At 38.7% G+C, this 21,234-nt stretch carries 17 protein-coding genes and 1 riboswitch; of the genes, 9 read left to right on the forward strand and 8 right to left on the reverse strand.

Features of this window, described 5'->3' with window-relative positions:
* Positions 1-11: 11 nt before the first annotated feature.
* The 6 genes from GD631_RS16885 to GD631_RS16910 form a co-directional block, all read right to left on the reverse strand.
* Positions 12-1,085 carry a BF3164 family lipoprotein gene (locus GD631_RS16885; RefSeq protein WP_143258695.1) on the reverse strand — a complete coding sequence of 358 codons (1,074 nt, stop codon included), beginning with the start codon at positions 1,083-1,085 and terminating at the stop codon, positions 12-14.
* A 22-nt stretch (positions 1,086-1,107) separates the two neighbouring features.
* The gene (locus GD631_RS16890; RefSeq protein WP_143258696.1) at positions 1,108-2,199 is read right to left on the reverse strand and encodes a BF3164 family lipoprotein; all 1,092 of its coding nucleotides are present in this window, start codon (positions 2,197-2,199) and stop codon (positions 1,108-1,110) included.
* A 73-nt stretch (positions 2,200-2,272) separates the two neighbouring features.
* A complete protein-coding gene (locus tag GD631_RS16895; RefSeq protein ID WP_143258770.1) occupies positions 2,273-3,352 on the reverse strand; it encodes a BF3164 family lipoprotein in 1,080 nt (359 codons plus the stop codon).
* Positions 3,321-3,551, reverse strand: a complete 231-nt coding sequence (locus GD631_RS16900; protein ID WP_143258697.1) for an NVEALA domain-containing protein — start codon at positions 3,549-3,551, stop codon at positions 3,321-3,323. Before GD631_RS16900 ends, GD631_RS16895 begins: the two co-directional genes overlap by 32 nt.
* Before the next feature lie 151 nt (positions 3,552-3,702).
* Positions 3,703-4,752, reverse strand: coding sequence for a winged helix-turn-helix domain-containing protein (locus GD631_RS16905; RefSeq protein ID WP_143258698.1), 1,050 nt, complete (start codon positions 4,750-4,752; stop codon positions 3,703-3,705).
* Between the two features lie 748 nt (positions 4,753-5,500).
* Positions 5,501-6,460 (reverse strand): Rpn family recombination-promoting nuclease/putative transposase, encoded by a 960-nt coding sequence (locus GD631_RS16910; protein WP_143258699.1) that lies wholly within the window; start codon positions 6,458-6,460, stop codon positions 5,501-5,503.
* A 171-nt stretch (positions 6,461-6,631) separates the two neighbouring features.
* Here GD631_RS16910 and GD631_RS16915 point away from each other — a divergent pair, with 171 nt between their 5' ends.
* A complete protein-coding gene (locus GD631_RS16915; RefSeq protein ID WP_143258700.1) occupies positions 6,632-7,435 on the forward strand; it encodes a DUF6242 domain-containing protein in 804 nt (267 codons plus the stop codon).
* Positions 7,436-7,741: 306 nt separating this feature from the next.
* The gene (locus GD631_RS16920) at positions 7,742-9,355 is read left to right on the forward strand and encodes a P-loop ATPase, Sll1717 family (protein ID WP_143258701.1); all 1,614 of its coding nucleotides are present in this window, start codon (positions 7,742-7,744) and stop codon (positions 9,353-9,355) included.
* Positions 9,356-9,744: 389 nt separating this feature from the next.
* Here GD631_RS16920 and GD631_RS16925 read toward each other — a convergent pair whose 3' ends face one another.
* Both GD631_RS16925 and GD631_RS16930 read right to left on the reverse strand, forming a co-directional pair.
* Positions 9,745-10,437 (reverse strand): YMGG-like glycine zipper-containing protein, encoded by a 693-nt coding sequence (locus GD631_RS16925; protein ID WP_143258702.1) that lies wholly within the window; start codon positions 10,435-10,437, stop codon positions 9,745-9,747.
* A gap of 25 nt (positions 10,438-10,462) precedes the next feature.
* Positions 10,463-12,775, reverse strand: a complete 2,313-nt coding sequence (locus GD631_RS16930) for an ATP-dependent helicase (protein ID WP_143258703.1) — start codon at positions 12,773-12,775, stop codon at positions 10,463-10,465.
* Between the two features lie 146 nt (positions 12,776-12,921).
* On the opposite strand from GD631_RS16930, the gene GD631_RS16935 reads away from it, so the two are divergent.
* The 7 genes from GD631_RS16935 to thiC all read left to right on the forward strand — a co-directional run bounded on the left by GD631_RS16935 (position 12,922) and on the right by thiC (position 21,187).
* Positions 12,922-14,661, forward strand: coding sequence for an RHS repeat protein (locus tag GD631_RS16935; protein WP_143258704.1), 1,740 nt, complete (start codon positions 12,922-12,924; stop codon positions 14,659-14,661).
* A gap of 75 nt (positions 14,662-14,736) precedes the next feature.
* Positions 14,737-15,354, forward strand: a complete 618-nt coding sequence (locus GD631_RS16940) for a superoxide dismutase (RefSeq protein ID WP_008022648.1) — start codon at positions 14,737-14,739, stop codon at positions 15,352-15,354.
* Between the two features lie 150 nt (positions 15,355-15,504).
* A complete protein-coding gene (locus tag GD631_RS16945) occupies positions 15,505-17,487 on the forward strand; it encodes a sensor histidine kinase (RefSeq protein ID WP_143258705.1) in 1,983 nt (660 codons plus the stop codon).
* Between the two features lie 55 nt (positions 17,488-17,542).
* A riboswitch (TPP riboswitch) is annotated at positions 17,543-17,636 on the forward strand.
* Between the two features lie 60 nt (positions 17,637-17,696).
* Complete coding sequence (thiS, locus tag GD631_RS16950; protein WP_143258706.1) at positions 17,697-17,897, forward strand: sulfur carrier protein ThiS; 201 nt, start codon at positions 17,697-17,699, stop codon at positions 17,895-17,897.
* A 4-nt stretch (positions 17,898-17,901) separates the two neighbouring features.
* Complete coding sequence (locus GD631_RS16955; RefSeq protein ID WP_143258707.1) at positions 17,902-18,522, forward strand: thiamine phosphate synthase; 621 nt, start codon at positions 17,902-17,904, stop codon at positions 18,520-18,522.
* A gap of 181 nt (positions 18,523-18,703) precedes the next feature.
* Positions 18,704-19,477: a thiazole synthase gene (locus tag GD631_RS16960; RefSeq protein WP_143258708.1), complete on the forward strand. Its 774-nt coding sequence runs from the start codon at positions 18,704-18,706 to the stop codon at positions 19,475-19,477.
* A 12-nt stretch (positions 19,478-19,489) separates the two neighbouring features.
* Positions 19,490-21,187, forward strand: a complete 1,698-nt coding sequence (thiC, locus tag GD631_RS16965; RefSeq protein ID WP_143258709.1) for a phosphomethylpyrimidine synthase ThiC — start codon at positions 19,490-19,492, stop codon at positions 21,185-21,187.
* Positions 21,188-21,234 lie beyond the last annotated feature (47 nt).

Raw genomic sequence — 21,234 nt, forward strand, 5'->3', positions numbered from 1 at the left:
ACCGTTTTCTATTATTTATATAAAAATTCCATCACATGAAATTCTGGCGAACTACTAATGCCATATATCCTTTTGTGTACCGTATCAACAGCAAAATTTATTATTCCCTGATCCAAAGAATATATCCTTTGGGGAATCCCATTCCAATCATAAACTAATATACGATTTGGCAGTTCTATTTCTGTAGCACCAGGATTCCAAACCTTCCCATTGAATAACACCCAGAATTCATCTCCGACATTGTATGGAAAAAAATATGCATCTTTATTATCCTTATCAGGAGCAGCTATAATGGAATTACCATTATGAAATTCTTTGAAACGTGCATATGAATGTTCAGGTCCATGAATACGTTTTTTCAATTGCTCATTTTGATCATATATTTCAATCAAATCTGTCCACTTATAACAAACCGCAATTCTATCTTTCATATTAGTCACAAAAGATGATTTAAAAGCTTCCATTTTTTCATCATCTGTATATGATAGATCTGTTCCAGCTGGATAGCGTCCGAATTCATCTATCTTATTTCCATCTTTATCAAATTTTATTAATTGATTTTCAACATTATAAGTCGATCCTATAAAGAAATCGGCAAGTATACCTATTTCACCATATATCTGTAGTTCCAATCTTTTCATTTCTAGAGGAACTGTATTTTCATTTTCAAGGAAATCTCTTGTACTATACGTAAACAATGTAAAAGTAGCAACATCAAATATTAGAATATATTCCGAATCAAACTTTATAATGGAAGGACGAATCATCTCATTTGGTCCTTGTCCTAATGAAATCCGTTCACCTATTTTTCTTTTATCCTTCAAACTAAAAAGATGAAATATTTTTTTCTCCTTTGGATTCATTGTTATCAGGAGAGTATCACAAACATATATACGCATAGGTTTCAGAACTTCCTTGTCAGATAGAAATACTGTTCCAGACAATTTCTGATTAAATGCGAAATCCTCATAATTAATAGAAGTTGCATCCTGATATTTACTCACATTCTTTTCACTGTAAGAACATGAAGCAGATACTAATAATACTGTTAATAAAAGTACTATATAAGACTTTGAGATATTCATAAATCAACAAACTTAACGATTATTATTTCAACATATATTTTAAAATAACAGGAGGCTCCATTACAGATTTACGTGAAGCACAATAAAGAAATTTCTCTGATTTATCTATAGATATAGAATATACATATCTATCCAATTTATAATTACAGATAAAGTTACCGTCAAAATCTAATTTAAGAATCTCAACAGGATTAAGATTCTTAAGATCACTATGTTTATTGCCCTCATATACCAAATAAATATGTTTATCTGTTATAAAATAGTCACTATAAGTTCTATAATCAAGGTCATTGGCAAATGCTATAAAATTAATTGGAGCATTTGATTGTTTTTGAGTATATTGTGGTTTCAAATTATCAGGACCTTCTAATGAACGAATTTGAATCAAAGAATCATCATAAATACGAATAACATCACTATGCATATCGGCAGCCCATATGTCATTAGTTAACGGATTTTTAAAGAAATGAGCACCATTGATAGAAGCTACAAAATATTCAAAATCATTTATTCCTTTCTTGGATTCTTCATTTTTCATATAAATATGTAGAGGAGATGAAATATGATTATCATATTCTTTACTATCTAAATACCACATATTATAGCCTATATAATGATTGCTATCAAGCAAACATAAATCCGCAGTACTCAAAATTTCCGAAGAATATTTAAATTTAGATAGTATCTGTAATCTATTATTTTTTAGAATAGAATCTAAATTTACCGTATAATATAGTTGTGTATTTATATCTTGAAGATAAAATTCTGTACTAGTATTTGAATGGATATTAACAGCACAAGTAGACATTTCATTCGGTCCACTTCCTTTAGCAACAAAACGTGCTAAAAATTGTCGGGTATTTAATGAATAGATTTCCAGCAAATATTCACAATTATCTTGATTTCCAACCACCAAAACGCTATCATTCATCACTATAAAGTTAGCAGGATTTAAGAGACTATCAATAACTATCTCATATGGATTATTTAAATAAATATGACTTCCGAAAGTTTCACGAGAAAAAACAACTCTATCAACCGACTCTTCTTGTTGCGTACAACTACCGATGGCAATAAAGACTACCAATAATAACACTATTAATACATTTTTCATAATATAATAGTTTTAATTCAATTACACCAATTCATCAGTCTACTCCTTTTTTATTATGTCATTTATTAATCTATTAGCCAAAATCAAATTTCAGTATTGGCTGATCATTATTTACATCTGTCGCTATTATCGTTTTCGTAGCTTCATCCACCCAAATACCATATATATAATGGTCGAGCACATATCTACATAACGGTTCTCCTTTCAAACTGAATACATAAATATACTTTCCTCCATCAGGAAGCCTTCCACTTTGTCTTGCTATCTCCTTAAAAGACGTTCCATGAAATACTGCATAAATGGCACTATCTGTTACTTGTACATCACTAAATCCCATAACACCTGTTGGTATACCATATCCATCTGATATTTTGAATTCAGGTTCACCATGCTCACCTATACGAACAACATGAGTACTATCTTTCAAACTATAAACCTCAAGGACCTCTCCCAATTGAGTGACTGCCGCCAATATTCCGTTATTAGGATTGTAGTCTAGGAAACTCCTCCACGCTTGAGCCAATGCCGGACGAGCATTTTTCAATGCTTTTTCATCAATAGTCGGAATAATCCCTATCTTATCTATAAGCCTCCCATTACGACCAACTCGACATAAACGATTTTCACCGGAATAATCAGGAATAATAAACATTGAATCATTATATATAGCAAAATCAAGTGGTCGAAGTATATCTTCATCCAATGTTACCGCTTCGTCACGAAGCAGTGAATCACCGGATGAAGAAAAGTCTAACCTAGTTAATTCACTTTTATTGGCATCCAATGCCCAAACTCCACGATCCTGCAAACGAAAATTCTCCATTGATAACATTTCTGTAGGTGAATCACCACGCTTGCCAAAAGAAGATAAATACTGAAAACTCGGATATTGGAATAAATGTCCATAATGATCAAGACCATGTAAATCCATTACAATGGCTTTATCTCCTTTGATTCGTATCCTAAACGGATAGCGTAATAAAGCCGTATCAAGCTCTATTACTTCTCCTTTTAGTTCTTTTTTTTGTGGAAACTCTGAATAAAAAGATACATTTCCTCCATATTCCTTATACTTTGTACTGCAAGACAGAAAAACAAAGAAAAGAAACAAGAAGATTACATTATTCCTCAAGACTGTATCCCCCAAAAACATATTCAACTTTAATATGAGATACAGGGCAATCTACAGAACCTACGCCTATACATTTCCCACTACCCACACTTTCACCAGCAGCTAAAGCTTCTACATTATATAAAAGCAATGAACTTACTTGCTTATCATGAATACCTAAATTTTTAACAGCAACGATCGCTACAATACATACAAAGAAAATAGTTACTAATTTTTTCATATTACTTTCACTTACAAGATTAATTATGTAGCCAAAAGTAGCGGACAAGGATTAGATAGCAAAAAAAAATAGCGGACCATATCGGACCAACTATTTTTTTACGGAAAAACACCGATGAAATCGGCATTTTTGAGAAGACAATTTGTTTGCATCAAAGAAGCAATTGATAAGTTTCTACACCTCTTTTTATTTCTATCGAAGTATCAAAATCATAAATAATGGAACGTAAACGAGTTATAGCTTTATGAATTCTATAAATATCACCGCTTCCATCTGGCCACAATCTTTTCATTATATCATCATCACTTAAAATATATCCTTCTTCCTTCCTTTGCAAAAAAAGCTCTAACAAATGGCTAGATTGAGCCGAAACTTTTTTGGTATATCCATTTTTCTCTATCTTTTGTTGTTCAGCATAAAATATTATATTATCATGCAAAACGTAAGAGCGTATAGGAGTCCCATTGATTTCCTTTACCAGCTTTACAATTGGTATTTCTACAATTTCTTTTTGTCGCATTGCTGAAACTTTCTTTAAAGTCACTATGCAAATCTTATAGGTCATATAAACACTTATAATACATAACAACAAAAATAGTGTAATCTCCATATGGATCAGACTCCATACTGTATAATAGAGATATCCCTTCACTTCTATTTCACAAGCATAACCTAGATAAATCGTAAACATTAAGGTTGAAGGATTAGCCCATTCACTCTGAACTGTATTCAAAGAATTAGTATTACCTTGTTCATCAGTGGTTGATATACATAAAGCAGACTTATTAAAGATATGTGATTTCGACAAATATTCTTTCCAGATCACGTTTAATGAATCAGGCAAAAGAGGCTTCTTTCCAAACGTAAAACTATGCATGGCACGTACGTTGGTATTATCAGTTATATTCATATAATGTTTTTGAAGATCCAAACGATAATAATGTTTACCGAACTCATCTTCCAAAAAGACAGAATCTGGCACATCTGCGACATTCAAAAACTTAGAGTCTGAATAAAAAGAAAAAGGAACTTGTAAATCTCTACTTTTCACTTCCTGATCAACTACCTCAATAAAAGCTTTTTTCGCCTTCTCTTTAAGGGCAGATAACTTAAATTCATAAATATACTTGCAGGCAAAAAAGAATGCAACTCCACCAATACAAGCAATAGCAACTAACAGAATAATATTTTTAGTTCTCATCGTGTTTCATTTTATGTCCTTTTCAAGCACAAAGATAACATTTTTTACATAAATCGACGAGTTAGATAGATAATACCATATTACCAAAAACATATTCCTGCAATTTTCTAGCAGGAGCGTTAGAGAATAAGTTATCAGCCTTTTCATCCATAGTAAAAGCATCTGTCCTATTTTTAAGATTTACCTGTTTAATTTTAAAGTAAAAATGAAGCAAAGAGAGAAATAAATGCATAAATCAATGCAAGAATATACCGTTTTCAGACTAAATATTACATAAATAAGGGATAAGAAACGAATTATTTACCTCTAACTAAGCTTTGTTCCTCACCGAGGAACGACTCGTTGCCCGGTGTGCGTCACTTCCTTCCTCACCGAGGAACAATACATTCATCGGTGAGACCCGAGTTTATCGGTATATTTTAAGCTATTTCAAACTTTATTCCATCCAAATCAAATGTAGCAAAAAGAAAGTACTTATCAAATAATCAAACGAATATATACAAATAATTTCTCTATAGCAAACAATAAGCATCCAAATAACACAAAAATAAAGCACTACAGGTTTCCATAATCCCTAATTACTCACATATTTATTTGCATACAAGACTCTGTCTTAAATTCAAGCAGGAGAAACGCATAAAATATCCTATTTTTATGTATGTTCTCATTTCAAGACTTCCATATATAAAAAAATCCTATATCATGTCTAAGATGATATAGGATACTAACAATTATATAGAAACGTTTATTACAACGCCTTTATTTCTTCTATGGACAAGCCTGTGACTTGCGAAATAACATCAAGAGGAATATTCAGAGACTTCATATTGCTTGCAGCTTCCCTTTTCTCTTTCAGACGACCTTCATTAATACCTTCCACACGACCCTCTACACGACCCTCTACACGTCCTTCTACACGCCCTTCTGCACGCCCTTCTGCACGTCCTTCTGCACGTTCAGTGAATATATTATCTTTTAATATTACAATATTATCCAAATGGCGATAGTAAGCATCAAGCTCTGCTTTAGTCATCTTGTCAAGTTTTAGTCGTTCACGGGCTTCTGTTAAACCTGGAGCAGTCGCACTATCAGGAATATCACCTGTATTCAAATAATAGATCCATTCTTCCAACGGACTTTTAGCTACCTGATTAAAATCATTGACCTTCAAAATATAGTATTCAGGATAAAGTTGACTTACTGTATCCACTTTAAAAGTTTGTTTTTGAAAAGGAGTCAACTCAAGCATATCTCCTTGATGAATTCCCCGGAATTCTGTTTTACCGTGATATACGGTATCTTTACCACTACCCAAAGAAAAATAGACAATATTGACACTATATACTTTACGTACCTTATCATAACCTTCTCCACGATTAATATACTCGGTTACTAATTTTGAAGTACCAAACAGCATACGTTGAAAATAAGCATACTCATTGTTATTCTGAACTTCAATCAGAATAAGTTCACCTTTCGAGTTCTCCGCAAGCATATCAACACGATTATACTTATCAAACTCATCTTCTTGATTGCTTTCACTCTCCAAAAGCTTCCGAATGATTATCTTTTCATTGAGAAGAGTAGTCAGGAAGCCTTCAAGAACTGCAAAATTGGCTTTATTACGCAATAAACGCTTCATAGCCCAATCGAAACGAATATAATTACTCGGCATAAGTTCGTCTCCTTTCTCGTTTTCTTTTTTCATGCTAACAAAGGTAAGCAGAATATGTTTGATTTCAAGTATATATGCTTCAATTTCTTTCTACTAAGAATATTCTATCTTCCACTCTCCCAAAGTCCTTGTTAAACTATCAAAATTTACTCCAACTTTAACGACCTTGCGAGACATAGATATGATAGTAGGAAGTGGTTATGCATGGAGTGCTATAACGTATGGCAATGGAAAATATATAGCTCTTGCGGGCATATATACTATACTGCTCATTCAAATGATGGTGCTAATTGGACAGTTAATACAAAAACATTCATTGGTTATTCAAGTGGTAGAGCATTAGTATACGGTAATGGAAAATTTGTTGTTGTTGGAACAGATAATCAAACAGCAGTATATGGTGGTGCACATATGTCCACCAACGGTGAAGTTTGGACTGGTCCTATTACAACTTTGGGTGGCAGGTTATTAGGGATAACTTATGGTAATGGGAAATTTGTCGCTGTCGGAGAATACGGTACTAGTGTAAGTTCTGTAGATGGCATTACTTGGACATATAGCTCTATTCCTGATACGGATGGTGTTGGTAATTCACAACAGTACTTTTATGGTATAGCTTACGGTAATGGAAAGTTTATAGCAGTAGGAGGTGGCAAAAGATATAGTACATCATCAGATGGAAAGGCATGGTCAACAAAAATAATGTTATCTGACGGTAAATGGCCAATTTTACGTGCTATTACATATGCCAATGGAAGGTTCGTCGTTGTAGGTGATGAAGGTTTTATTGCATACTCTACTGACGGTGAATCTTGGGTAAAGGTTACTGTTCCAAATTCAAAATGGTTAGCTATATCTTACAATAATGGAAAATTTGTAGCTGTAGGTAATAATGGTTATGTTACAACCTCAATAGATGGTGAGAATTGGACTACTCCAGAACAAATTAAAGACGAATCGGGTAAAGTCGTTACAGTGCAACTCAATGGTGTTTGCGTTATGCCATAGGTAATCGAATTACATATCAAAATATTAGTAGGGCATGCTGGGAAACTGGCATGCCCTATTTTGTTTATAAGGAATGCTACATATTTAAATATTGAATAAGCTTTTCGTAATGATGAATAATAGTGTAAATAAGTAAATAGAACTGTTGTCAATAAAAGCGTAGGACTTAATGTAAATTCATATTTTGATTTACTTTTTTGTGAAATTAAAATAAATTTGCTACCTTGCCAACCTGTTTTATTGCAGGTGCTTCTTGCTCCAATAAAAAAGTAAATCATCTTTAGATATCATCAGTAATAATATGTTATGAAAAAAGTAAAAGAATTATTTTTCGGTTTTAATGATGCTGAAAATTTTAAGAGAAAAGAATATAAAGGTTTATTTTCCAAGTTTTTTACTAGAACAACAAATTTAACAGAAATGTTGTTGCCTCATAAATATTTCTTAATTGGAGATAAAGGAACAGGTAAAACCGCACTTGCTGTATTTTTATCAAACACCCATTACAAATCTCATAAAAGTAATTTAGTATATATAAGAGAAACTGAGTACCAGAAATTTGTTAGTATGAAAAAAGAAAGACACTTAACTCTTTCAGATTATCAAAATATATGGAATGTAATATTACTATTGCTAATAGCAAAGCAAATAGATAACGGAGAAAATAACTCAGTATTATTCTCTAAATTTTCCAAATTTAAGCCACTAAAAGATACTATAGAGGAATTTTATCAAAAAGCGTTTAGTCCTGAAATAATTTATGCATTAAATTTTGTGGAGGATTCAAAAAGAGCCGCAGAATTATTGAACGAATATTTTACTTTGAGTGGAGAGAGTTATAAATCTGAATCTTTTTCAGAATCAAGATTTCAAATAAATCTTCTTTACATACAGAAAAAATTTGAGTCTGCAATTAGCTCATTAAAGCTGGAAAATGATCATATAATTTTTATAGATGGAATTGATATTAGACCTAGAAATATTGAATATGAAGAATATTTAGAATGTATTAAAGGATTAGCCAATGCCATGTGGACTATTAATAATGATTTTTTATCAAATATAAAAGACTCAAAAGGGCGAATTAAAATTGCAATTTTAATAAGACCAGATATTTTCGCATCTTTAGGTTTGCAAAATCAAAATAATAAAATAAAAGACAATGGGGTGCTTTTGGATTGGAAAACAACTTACCCTAAATATCGGGATTCTGAAATATTTAAAATGATAGAAAATATTTTAAATTCACAGCAGGATGAGGAAAAAGAGTTAGGAGAATGCTGGGATTATTATTTCCCTTACCGTACTACATCAAGAAAAAAAGAAGAAGATTCTTTTGTCTCTTTTTTGAGATTCTCAATGTTTAAACCACGTGACATTATTTCAATGTTAAATATTCTCCAAGAAAATTTCATACGAGAAGATAAACGAAAATGGCCAATTTTCTGTGAATCAGATTTTACCCATTCTGATTTTCGCCGTAAATACGGTGACTATTTACTTGGAGAAGTAAAGGATTATTTGTCTTTTTATCATTCAGATCAAGATTATGAACTGTTTTTAAAATTCTTTGAATATCTTGATGGAAAATTGATTTTTGACTATAATGAATATATTCAAGCTTATGAGAATTTTGCCGACTATGTAGAGCGAAATAATATAGAAGTCCCTATATTTTTTGAATCAAGCGACAAATTCCTTCAATTTATATTTCAGTTAAATATAATTTGCTATATAGATAAAACTATTGAAAATGAAGATATGTATCATTGGTGTTTTCGAGAACGTTCTTATGCGAATTTAAATCCAAAGATAAAATATGGTGTCACTTATAAATTACATTATGGATTCAATAAAGTTTTTAACGTTGGTAAACCTGTGCAAAGAAGGGCTATTACAATAAGAAAAACAAAAGATTGATTTATATATGGGGAATTATTATAGTTAAGTAAGTGGGCATAATTAGTTTATATTGAGAATTTCTCTGGATCTAATTCTGAAACCGTACAGAGTCAAACTTTCATGCATTTATAGTATAAAATAATTCTGCCCACCTACTTAAAACAATAAATAATAGTACTTAATTAGGGGTATTTTAGTAAATGCTCATAATATAAGAATAGTTTGTTATAAAGTCCAACCAGTCATTATACACAATCGTTGGTACAATAAAGTATATAGTTGCGATTGAAAATGTTAAGATAGTGACGCTATCCCACCAACATAGTGACGGTATATGCACAGGATAGCGTCACTATCCAAGGCATATACCGTCACTATATTTAAACCGACATTTCGGGCTTTTAGCTCTAGTTTCTGCGCTGTGTAGGCAGGGTAAATTCCTGCGAATCACAAATCACTCCATTCTCGTCCGCCACTGCGACACGGAATGTCACTTCACCGTCTTTCAACCTTTCGCCGGCATGGATCGAAGCCGTATAACGGATACCCTCACCCGGAAGAATTTCCTCTATCATCACCGAAGGAGAGATGCCGAGATGCTTCACCTTTTCTACCGTTTCCACCACAGGAACCACATTATAGACAGGCTTTCTTCCTTCATTCATAATCTCAAAAATGATCTTGCTATTTTCTCCCGCATCAATCACATGGCTACGATTATCATCAATGAAACGGATCTTGCGCAACTTCAGTTGAGAAATAGGCGGCTGCACTTGCGGCTGCTTCTTATACTTTTGCACACGTACTTCCCGTACTTCAGGAACATACGCATCCTCTTCTATCTGTTCTTGTCTCGGTGCCGTCAACGCATTTCCAATAGCCGCACCGGCAATGGTTCCTACAATATTTCCAATAGCAGAGCCACGATAACCGCCCCTCCAGCCATGATTATTATCTCCGATAAGTCCGCCTATCGAACCTCCCAGACTACCTCCGATAGAAGCACCTGCCATGATAGCTCCCGGATTTCCCATACGCCCCGACGCACATCCACTCAAAAGCAAAGCGGAAAGCAAAATTACTGTTAGTTGTTTCTTCATGAGCCTCTCTATTTAGTGTTATTATTTATTCTACCACTTTAAAACGAGCGAAACGCAACAATAGTTGTTTATCTCCCGCATTTTTAAAATGAATAGTAGCTTTCGCATTGTCTCCCGTTCCTTCCACTTTCAGCACTTCGCCCAATCCGAAACGTTCGTGCTCTATCATCTGTCCGACTTGTACTCCCGCTACCGATGCCGAACCGGAAGACGCCATCTGCGCACCGCTATTTCCACCAACAGCACTTACCTTCTTCAAATTTCTCGGTACACTGGGAGCAATAATCTGCGCTTTCGGACGTTGCTGTAAGGAAGCGCGGAAACGTCCCGCACCTTCATCAACAGCACGGCTCACTCCTGCTTCATGAGGCAACCGCAAATAATCAACATCAATATCACGCAGAAAACGGCTGGGACTTCCAAACTCCATCTTTCCGTAACGGAAACGGGTTTTGGCAAAAGACAGATAACAATGTTCTTCCGCACGGGTAATAGCTACATAGAACAAGCGACGTTCTTCTTCCAGCGCCCGGGGAGAATCTCCTACCATCCCGCTGGGAAACAGATTTTCTTCCAGACCGACCACAAATACATTCTTAAACTCCAATCCTTTAGCCGAATGAACGGTCATCAACGTTATCTTTTCTCCGTCATCCGCCTTATCGGAGTCCTGATCGGTGAGCAATGCAATCTCCGAAAGGAAATCAGTAAGAGACACATTCGGATTGCCCTCCTCCTGCCGCAAAGCGCAGAAGTCGTTCATTCCATTCACCAACTCTTCTATATTCTCTTTACGACTCAGATTCTCGGGTGATGTGTCCTGACAAACATCATTGATAATACCGGACTGACGGATAATATCCGTTCCTATTGCATAAGCGTTCTTATCCGCCTGATCAGCAATAAAACCTTCTATCAGTTCACGAAAGCCCTGTAGTTTTGCATGAGTTCCCTTATTTATATCCAGTCCGTAACTCAAGGGTTCGCAAACTGCCGCCCAAAGACTTACGCCATGATTGGTAGCCGCCGATATAATCTTCCCAACCGTAGTATCTCCAATGCCACGAGCCGGATAATTAATGATTCGTTTGAATGCTTCTTCATCATTCGGATTCACTACCAAACGGAAATAAGCAATCACGTCTTTTATTTCTTTCCGTTGATAAAACGAGAGTCCCCCATATATCTTATAAGGCATACTCCGTTTCCGAAGAGCCTCTTCGAAAATACGGCTTTGCGCATTCGTACGATACAAAATGGCAAATTCAGCATATCCGTAATGAAACTCCCGCCGCAGCTCCGCAATCTTATTAGCCACAATATCACCCTCTTCCACATCACTATACGCCTGGAATACACCGATAGGTTCGCCCTTTTCTTTCTCCGAGAACACGGCTTTCCGTATCTGACGTTCGTTCTTTTCAATCAGGCTATTGGCTGCACAAACAATGGTTTGTGTAGAACGGTAATTCTGTTCCAGTTTAAAGACTTTCGTATTGGGGTAGATTTTCGTGAAATAGAGAATATTATCAATATCCGCCCCACGGAAAGAATAGATACTTTGCGCATCGTCTCCCACGACACAGACACGTTGATTCTCCTTTGTCAGTTGCAGAACAATGCTATGCTGCGCATAATTCGTATCCTGATACTCATCCACCAGCACATAACGGAACTGATCCCGATAGCGTGCCAGCACTTCCGGAAAGTCACGAAACAGAATATAGGTATATACCAATAAATCATCAAAATCCATCGCTCCCGCCTGACGGCATCTGTCCCAATAACGGGTATAGATATCACGGATAGCAGGCATCTTGGCAGCCATATCTCCTTCGTAAGCCTCTTTATTAGCTGCATACCCCGTAGGAGTGACCAAATGGTTTTTTGCATTGGAGATGCGTGCCTGCACTACTCCCGGCTTATAAGTTTTCTCGTCCAACCCCATCTCTTTGATGATGGAACGAAGCAGGCTCTTACTATCAGCCGTATCATAGATGGTGAACTGGGAAGTAAATCCAATATATTGTGCTTCAGCACGAAGAATACGTGAGAAAATGGAATGAAAAGTACCCATCCACAAATAACGTGCCCGTTCCATACCTACCTGCCGGGCAATACGCTCTTTCATCTCGCGCGCAGCCTTATTCGTAAAGGTCAGCGCAAGGATATTCCACGGATTGTATCCGTTCTCCTGTTCCAGCAAGTAAGCGATTTTATAAGTCAACACGCGCGTCTTCCCCGAACCTGCACCGGCTATCACCAGCGAAGGACCGTCATTATAAGTCACTGCAGCACACTGACTCTCATTCAATTCATCTATATAATTGGTATTCATAACAGCATTATAAAAACAATGTGGATTTTTAACAAACCCTTGGCATTCAAATTTGTTCTCAATACAAAAGTATAATATTCATTCGAGAATGAAGGTATTTTTATGAATTTTCATCACTAACTATTTTAACCTAACCCCAAAAAGCAATGAAAAGGAGTATATTTTTATCAATTATTTTGAGTTTGTTTCTGGTTGCCTGCATTCCACAGGCAATGGCACAAAAGCAGAGCCGTCTGGAAAAGCTGCTAAGGTATCTGAACGATAATGACGCCGACAAATGGCAGAAAAACCGTGATAAGATAGATGACGAGACGCAAACCTATTACGCTGAGGAACTGGCATTGTTGGATGTTCTCAACGGATTGTGGAACGGACAAAATGAGCAAGCTGCCACCAACTATTTCGGCTGCTACGAAAAGGCCGCGAAAGCTTATTTTCCGAATATCTGCGAAGAAGAGAAAATACAGCTTTCCAACATACAAGGCAAAGCGGAACAGGCTGTTATCTCCATCCTGGAAGCATCGAAAGAGCAGATTCCCTTTAGCAAAACATTGATGGACAGCATCCAGTCAAGCGGCTATACGGCAGACTCCGCCCTCTTGCAGAAGGTGCGGGACATCCGCGAACTGGCCTTACTGGAAGGGATGCTGAAAACACCTGCGCCGAACATCTATCAAACGTATACCTCGGAATATCCGAACGGCAAGTTTATCTCTCAAATCAACACTGCGGAGAACAAACGGCTTTATCAGATCGTAAAGAGTAATCCGACCTCTGCGAATTTTAAGGCATTCTTTGATAATGCCGCCATGCAGAAATTCTTCACTGATAAAGATACACGCCCCTTCCTTTCGGAAGTCCGCACGTTATACGACGATTTTCTATTTCAAGGGATTGACAGCCTCCGGGAGAAAGGAAACGCAACAGCTATCCGGCAGACCATTGACGAGTATAAGCAATCACCTTATCTGACTTCCACAGCACGTACGCACCTGGATGACCTTGAATATCTTAGCGAAAAAGCTGATTTTGAACTTTTAAAACCTGCCATTGTCAGTTCCGAATCGTTAAGTATGTTGCAGGATTTTCTTTGTACACACAGATACAAGGAATTTCGCGACCAGGCCAACGCACTGCGGGCACCATTTATTCTGCAAACAATCATATCCACCCCTACTTCCGTGAAATATTATAATGGAGGGCGGCTGATAAAGTCTGCGGAAAACGACAGCACAGGGACCACTTCGACCACTTATTCGTATGACGATAAAGGACAGCTCGTCTCCACCCTGGCACTTACCATGAAGAACGGGCAGCCAGACAATGAAATACAGACGAATAGATTATACGACCCGCAAGGTCACTGCATCTTTGAGGTACAAACGAATCCGAAAACCAGAACGGATCTCTACCGGCGGACACGCCGCATCGGTACCGATGGAAGTATCGAGAGTGATTCGCTCAAATATGCAGATGGAAGAGTCGTCATAAGCTCCTACAACAAACAGGGATTATTGACCGAAACCAAAGAATATAATAAGAACGGAGAACTTCAGGCATACACCGCCAACAAATATGATGATAAAGGAAGATTGATTTCATCCCAACATCAGAACTTGCTTTTTGCCAATTCTCCGGATCAGATTATTTCACAAAAAGATGCTTATGAATACGATAAATATGGTTATCTGTCACAGATTGTCTACCAACGGATTTGGGGTAATAACCAAAAAACGTCCGGATGCCTGACTTGCCTGTATGATAAATACGGGAACCGGATTGACGGCAATTCTTATTATGAATATGACAATACGGGCCAATGGATCTGCCGGACCAACCGTGATCACCCGAAAGAGGTGGAACGTATACAGTACATTTACAAATAAAGCAAGATGCTGTGAACATTTTGCAGAAGGCTTCTGTTATTATAGTATAACAAGCCAATTAAAACTTGTAACATTATGAATACAATATTAATGTCTTTAATTATGATGACCATGACTTACGAAATGCCTAAACTTCCTTACGCAAACAACGCGTTGGAACCTGTAATCAGTCAGCAAACAATAGATTTCCATTACGGAAAACATCTACAAACGTATGTAAATAATCTGAATAGCCTCGTGCCCGGAACAGAATATGAAGGTAAAACGGTAGAAGAAATCGTTGCAACCGCACCGGATGGAGCTATATTCAATAACGCCGGACAAGTATTGAATCACAATCTGTACTTCCTGCAATTTGCCCCGAAACCATCAAAGAAGGAGCCGGCAGGCAAACTGGGAGAAGCCATCAAACGTGATTTCGGTAGCTTTGAAAACTTCAAGAAAGAATTCAACGCTGCAGCAGTCGGATTGTTCGGCTCAGGATGGGCCTGGCTATCCGTTGGTAAAGACGGTAAACTGAAAATCACAAAAGAAGCCAACGGCAGCAATCCGGTACGTGCCGGTTTGAAACCGCTTCTCGGATTTGACGTTTGGGAACACTCCTATTATCTGGATTATCAGAACCGCCGCGCCGACCACGTAAATGCCCTGTGGGATATCATCGACTGGGATGTGGTTGAAAAAAGAATGTAACCGGATTTACTAGCAAAACTAGACTTATGAAAAAGGTCGTTGTGTTTTTCACAGCGACCTTTTTTACAGATTAAAAAAAACAAACTTTTATTGTATATCAGACGCATTAGTTGTATTTTTGCAACTCATAAACTAGCATAACAAACAATTATGGTACTATATAAAAGAGAAGAGATACGATTTATTGTCTCCATTGCCGTTCTCCTTTTCTTCCCCCTTTTCTGCAACGCTGCCGCTACAGAAGAACCAGAGGAAGAGATCCTGTTCATTACCTCATACAATTCTGACACTAAATATACCTACGATAATATCAGCACATTTATAGAAACCTACACCCAGTTGGGAGGAAGATACTCGACTATTGTAGAAAACATGAATGCGACAGATTTGACGCAGGCGCACCAATGGAAAAAAACATTAACCGATATTTTGGACAAACATCCGAAAGCTAAATTAGTGATCCTTTTGGGTGGTGAGGCATGGAGCAGTTTCCTTCATCTTGAAGATGAGAAATATAAGCAGCTTCCTGTTTTCTGCGCAATGGCATCACGCAACGGCATCCGTATTCCGGAAGATTCAATCGATATCCGGAACTATAATCCTGTAAGTATCGACTTAACGGAACGAATGAAGGAGTACAACGTAAAATACTGTGATACATACGAATATAATATCAGCAAAGATATCGAAATGATACAGGATTTCTACCCGGACACAGAGCACCTGGTATTTGTATCGGATAATACCTACAACGGACTTGCCGAATTGGCATGGTTCAAGAAAAACCTGCAACATTTCCCGCACTTATCCATCACCTACATTGACGGCCGCATCCACACACTCGATATGGCTACCAATCAATTGCGCAATCTTCCCAGAAACACAGCAATGCTTCTGGGTATCTGGAGAATTGACAGCCGGGGTATCACTTACATGAACAACTCCGTTTATGCTTTTTCCAAAGCCAATCCGCTCCTGCCTATGTTCAGTATGACTTCCACTGCAATAGGTTATTGGGCCATCGGGGGATATGTCCCGCAATATGAAGGAGTGGGAAAAAGCATGGGAGAATATGCTTACCGCTTTTTAGACCAGAAGGAAACGGGTATCAGCAGCATCAATGTCTTACCCAACAGATATAAATTTGACGCGAAGAAACTAAAAGAATGGGGATTTGAAAACAAGAAGTTGCCTGTCAACTCAATGGTTATCAATCAACCCATCCCCTTCTTTGTAGCTTATAAGACAGAAGTGCAGTTTATCCTGATTATATTCCTCGTATTAGTAGGAAGTCTGATGATTTCCCTGTACTATTATTACCGGACTAAAATACTGAAAAATCACCTTGAAAGAACCACGCAACAATTAAGGGAAGATAAAGAGAAACTGGAAAAGTCTGAAATTGAATTACGTGACGCCAAAGAGCGCGCCGAAGAAGCCAATCAATTAAAAAGTGCCTTTGTCTCGAATATGAGCCACGAGATTCGGACACCGTTAAACGCGATTGTAGGTTTCTCCAGCTTGATTATCGGTTCGGTAGAGCAGAATAATGAACTGAAAGAATACGCGGATATCGTCCAGACTAATTCCAGTTTATTGCTCCAACTGATTAGCGATGTACTGGATATATCACGCCTGGAATCAGGAAAGCTGCAATTCAACTATGGATGGTGTGAGCTAGTGAAGCATTGCCAGAATATGATTACCCTCACCAACCGGAACAAGACAGTGGATGTAGACATCAAACTCCAAATGCCTAAAGAGCCTTACATGCTCTACACGGACCCTTTGCGTCTGCAACAGATTATCATCAACCTGCTGAATAATGCCTTGAAATTCACTCCTGCCGGAGGAAGTATCACGCTGGATTATAAAGTGGACGAAGAAAAGCAATGTATGCTGTTCTCGGTGACAGATACCGGCACGGGAATCCCCGAAGATAAACAGGAACTCGTATTCCAACGTTTCGAAAAGCTGAATGAATTCGTGCAGGGCACAGGGTTGGGACTGGCTATCTGTAAACTGACCATCCAATATATGGGAGGTGATATATGGATTGACAAGAGCTACAAAAATGGCGCCCGATTTATCTTTTCTCATCCCATCAAAAAACAGGAATCAACAGAAAAATGAAAAAAAAACGACTGATTTAGTGTTTTTCTGTTTCTTTTTCGCTTACTTTGCCCCCGTAAAGACAAAGGGGTGCCCCACGAGGGGCTGAGATTATACCCTAGGAACCTGAGGCAGTTAGCACTGACGTAGGGATTGTGTTTCTTCTTATCGCCTTTCTATTTAAGCACGCTCTTTGTATTTACTTTCAACTTATTTATTCTGATAGGACAATGAAAGTACAAGTGAACAACAAAGAGGTGGAAATGACTCCTGACTCTACCCTTACGCAACTGACAGCACAGCTCGAACTTCCGGTTCAAGGCATTGCTATCGCCGTAAACAACAAAATGATTCCCCGTACCGAATGGGAACGTTTCATTCTGCACGAGAACGATAACCTGGTGATTATCAAAGCCGCTTGCGGAGGGTAAGGAGATGATTAGTCTACAATTTATCACGCATCAGACCGAACGGTATTCATACCTCGAATCGGCACGTATGGCACTCGAAGGCGGGTGCAAATGGATCCAGCTACGTATGAAAGACGCTCCTCTCGAAGAAGTGGAGGCAGTAGCCCTGCAACTGAAGCCGCTTTGCAAAGAGCACGAAGCAATCCTGATTCTGGATGACCACGTCGAACTGGCCCAAAAGCTGGAAGTGGACGGTGTACATCTGGGTAAAAAGGACATGCCTATCGACCAGGCCCGCCAAATACTTGGTGAAGCCTTTATTATCGGTGGCACTGCAAACACTTTCGAAGATGTCGTACAACACTATCGTGCCGGAGCCGATTATCTCGGCATCGGTCCTTTCCGGTTTACTACCACTAAAAAGAATCTAAGCCCCGTACTGGGTTTGGAGGGATATTCTTCTATTCTTTCACAGATGAAGGAAGCGAATATCGAAATCCCCGTTGTAGCTATCGGAGGAATCACTTTTGAGGATATTCCTGCCATACTTCATACAGGAGTAAATGGAATAGCCCTGTCAGGAACTATTCTCGGAGCAGATAATCCGGTAGAAGAAACACGTAGAATCATTGAAAGTGATTTATAATTTGTCAAATAATAAATGGGATTTTTTAGGCACGGATTACGCTGTTGCTTTATGCAATCATATTTCTAAAACCGTGAAATCCGTGTAATCCGTGCCTAAAATGACAATATCCCGCAGGGAAACCTTGCCGGGGCGCTACGCCCCTAAATTAGCATTTAAATAATCAACTAAAATATATAGAATGGAAAAGTTAGTAATTGCGGGACGCGAATTTAGCTCCCGTCTTTTCCTGGGAACAGGAAAATTCAATTCCAATGAAGTAATGGAACAAGCTATCCTGGCTTCGGGTACGGAAATGGTAACTGTTGCCATGAAACGAATCGACATGGATAACAAAGAGGACGACATGCTGAAACATATCATTCATCCGAATATTCAGTTATTGCCCAACACCTCCGGTGTACGTAACGCGGAAGAAGCAGTTTTTGCCGCACAACTGGCTCGCGAAGCTTTTGGAACAAACTGGCTGAAACTGGAAATTCATCCGGACCCGCGCTATCTGCTCCCCGACTCTATCGAAACACTGAAAGCTACGGAAGAACTGGTAAAATTAGGCTTTATCGTGTTACCTTATTGCCAGGCTGACCCTGTACTCTGCAAACGTCTGGAAGAAGCAGGCGCAGCTACCGTTATGCCGCTCGGTGCACCCATCGGTACAAACAAAGGATTGCAGACAAAAGAATTCCTGCAAATCATTATCGAACAGGCGGGTATCCCGGTGGTAGTGGATGCCGGTATCGGTGCGCCCAGCCATGCTGCCGAAGCAATGGAACTGGGAGCTTCCGCTGTATTAGTGAATACCGCAATAGCCGTTGCCGGAAATCCGGTAGAAATGGCTAAAGCATTCAAAACGGCTACAGAAGCCGGAAGACAGGCTTACGAAGCAGGATTAGGATTACAAGCCATCGACTTCGTAGCAGAAGCAAGTTCACCTCTAACGGCTTTTCTTGATTAAAACAAATAAACTATGGAACAAAAAATAAAATTCCCCCGCTCGCAGAAAGTCTATTTACCCGGTAAACTTTATCCGAATATCCGCGTTGCCATGCGGAAAGTGGAGCAAGTGCCCAGTGTCAGCTTTGAAGGCGAAGAAAAGATAGCAACACCGAATCCGGAAATATATGTATATGACACCAGCGGACCGTTCAGTGATGCGGAAATGAACATTGACCTCAAAAAGGGACTGCCCCGCATGCGCGAAGAATGGATCGTGGGTCGTGGTGATGTGGAACAACTTCCCGAAATTACTTCGGAATACGGACAAATGAGAAGGGATGATAAAAGCCTCGATCACTTACGTTTCGAACACATCGCCCTGCCCTACCGTGCTAAAAAAGGAGAAGCAATCACCCAAATGGCGTATGCCAAAAAAGGAATTATCACTCCTGAAATGGAATATGTAGCGATCCGCGAAAATATGAATTGTGAGGAACTGGGAATTAAAACTCACATTACCCCCGAATTTGTCCGTCAGGAGATTGCGGAGGGACGTGCTGTACTACCGGCCAACATCAACCACCCGGAAGCTGAACCGATGATTATCGGACGTAACTTCCTTGTAAAAATCAATACGAACATCGGAAATTCGGCTACTACCTCCAGCATCGACGAAGAAGTGGAGAAAGCACTATGGAGCTGTAAATGGGGTGGAGACACGTTGATGGATCTTTCCACAGGAGAAAACATCCATGAAACACGTGAATGGATTATCCGTAATTGTCCCGTACCGGTCGGCACTGTTCCTATTTATCAGGCACTTGAAAAAGTGAATGGCATAGTGGAAGACCTCACCTGGGAAATCTACCGGGACACATTGATTGAACAATGTGAACAAGGGGTAGATTACTTTACCATCCATGCAGGGATTCGCCGTCATAATGTCCATCTTGCCGATAATCGCTTGTGCGGCATTGTCAGCCGTGGAGGAAGTATTATGAGTAAATGGTGCCTCGTACACGATCAGGAAAGTTTCTTATATGATCATTTTGACGATATCTGTGATATTCTGGCACAATATGACGTAGCTGTGTCATTAGGTGACGGACTTCGCCCGGGTTCTATCTACGACGCAAACGATGAAGCGCAGTTTGCCGAACTCGATACCATGGGAGAACTGGTACTCCGTGCCTGGGATAAGAATGTTCAGGCATTTATTGAAGGCCCCGGACACGTTCCGATGCATAAAATTAAAGAGAACATGGAACGTCAGATTGAAAAATGCCATGACGCCCCCTTCTACACGCTCGGTCCGTTGGTGACGGATATTGCTCCCGGATATGACCATATCACGTCCGCTATCGGTGCCGCACAAATCGGATGGCTGGGTACGGCTATGCTTTGCTATGTCACTCCCAAAGAACATCTTGCCTTACCTGATAAAGAAGACGTACGCGTAGGAGTAATCACTTACAAGATAGCTGCTCATGCTGCCGATTTGGCAAAAGGGCACCCTGGTGCACAGGTACGGGACAACGCATTAAGTAAAGCTCGTTATGAGTTCCGATGGAAAGACCAATTCGACCTGTCTCTCGATCCGGAACGGGCACAGACCTATTTCCGTGCAGGACACCATATCGACGGAGAATATTGTACGATGTGCGGACCTAATTTCTGTGCGATGAAATTGTCACGCGATCTAAAGAAAAGTGCCAAAGGCAATAAATAATGAGTGTTGGAAAACAGAAGGTCAACCTGCACCTCATTTCTAATTTT

Origin of the sequence: Bacteroides luhongzhouii (assembly GCF_009193295.2) — a bacterium.
GTDB lineage: Bacteria > Bacteroidota > Bacteroidia > Bacteroidales > Bacteroidaceae > Bacteroides > Bacteroides luhongzhouii.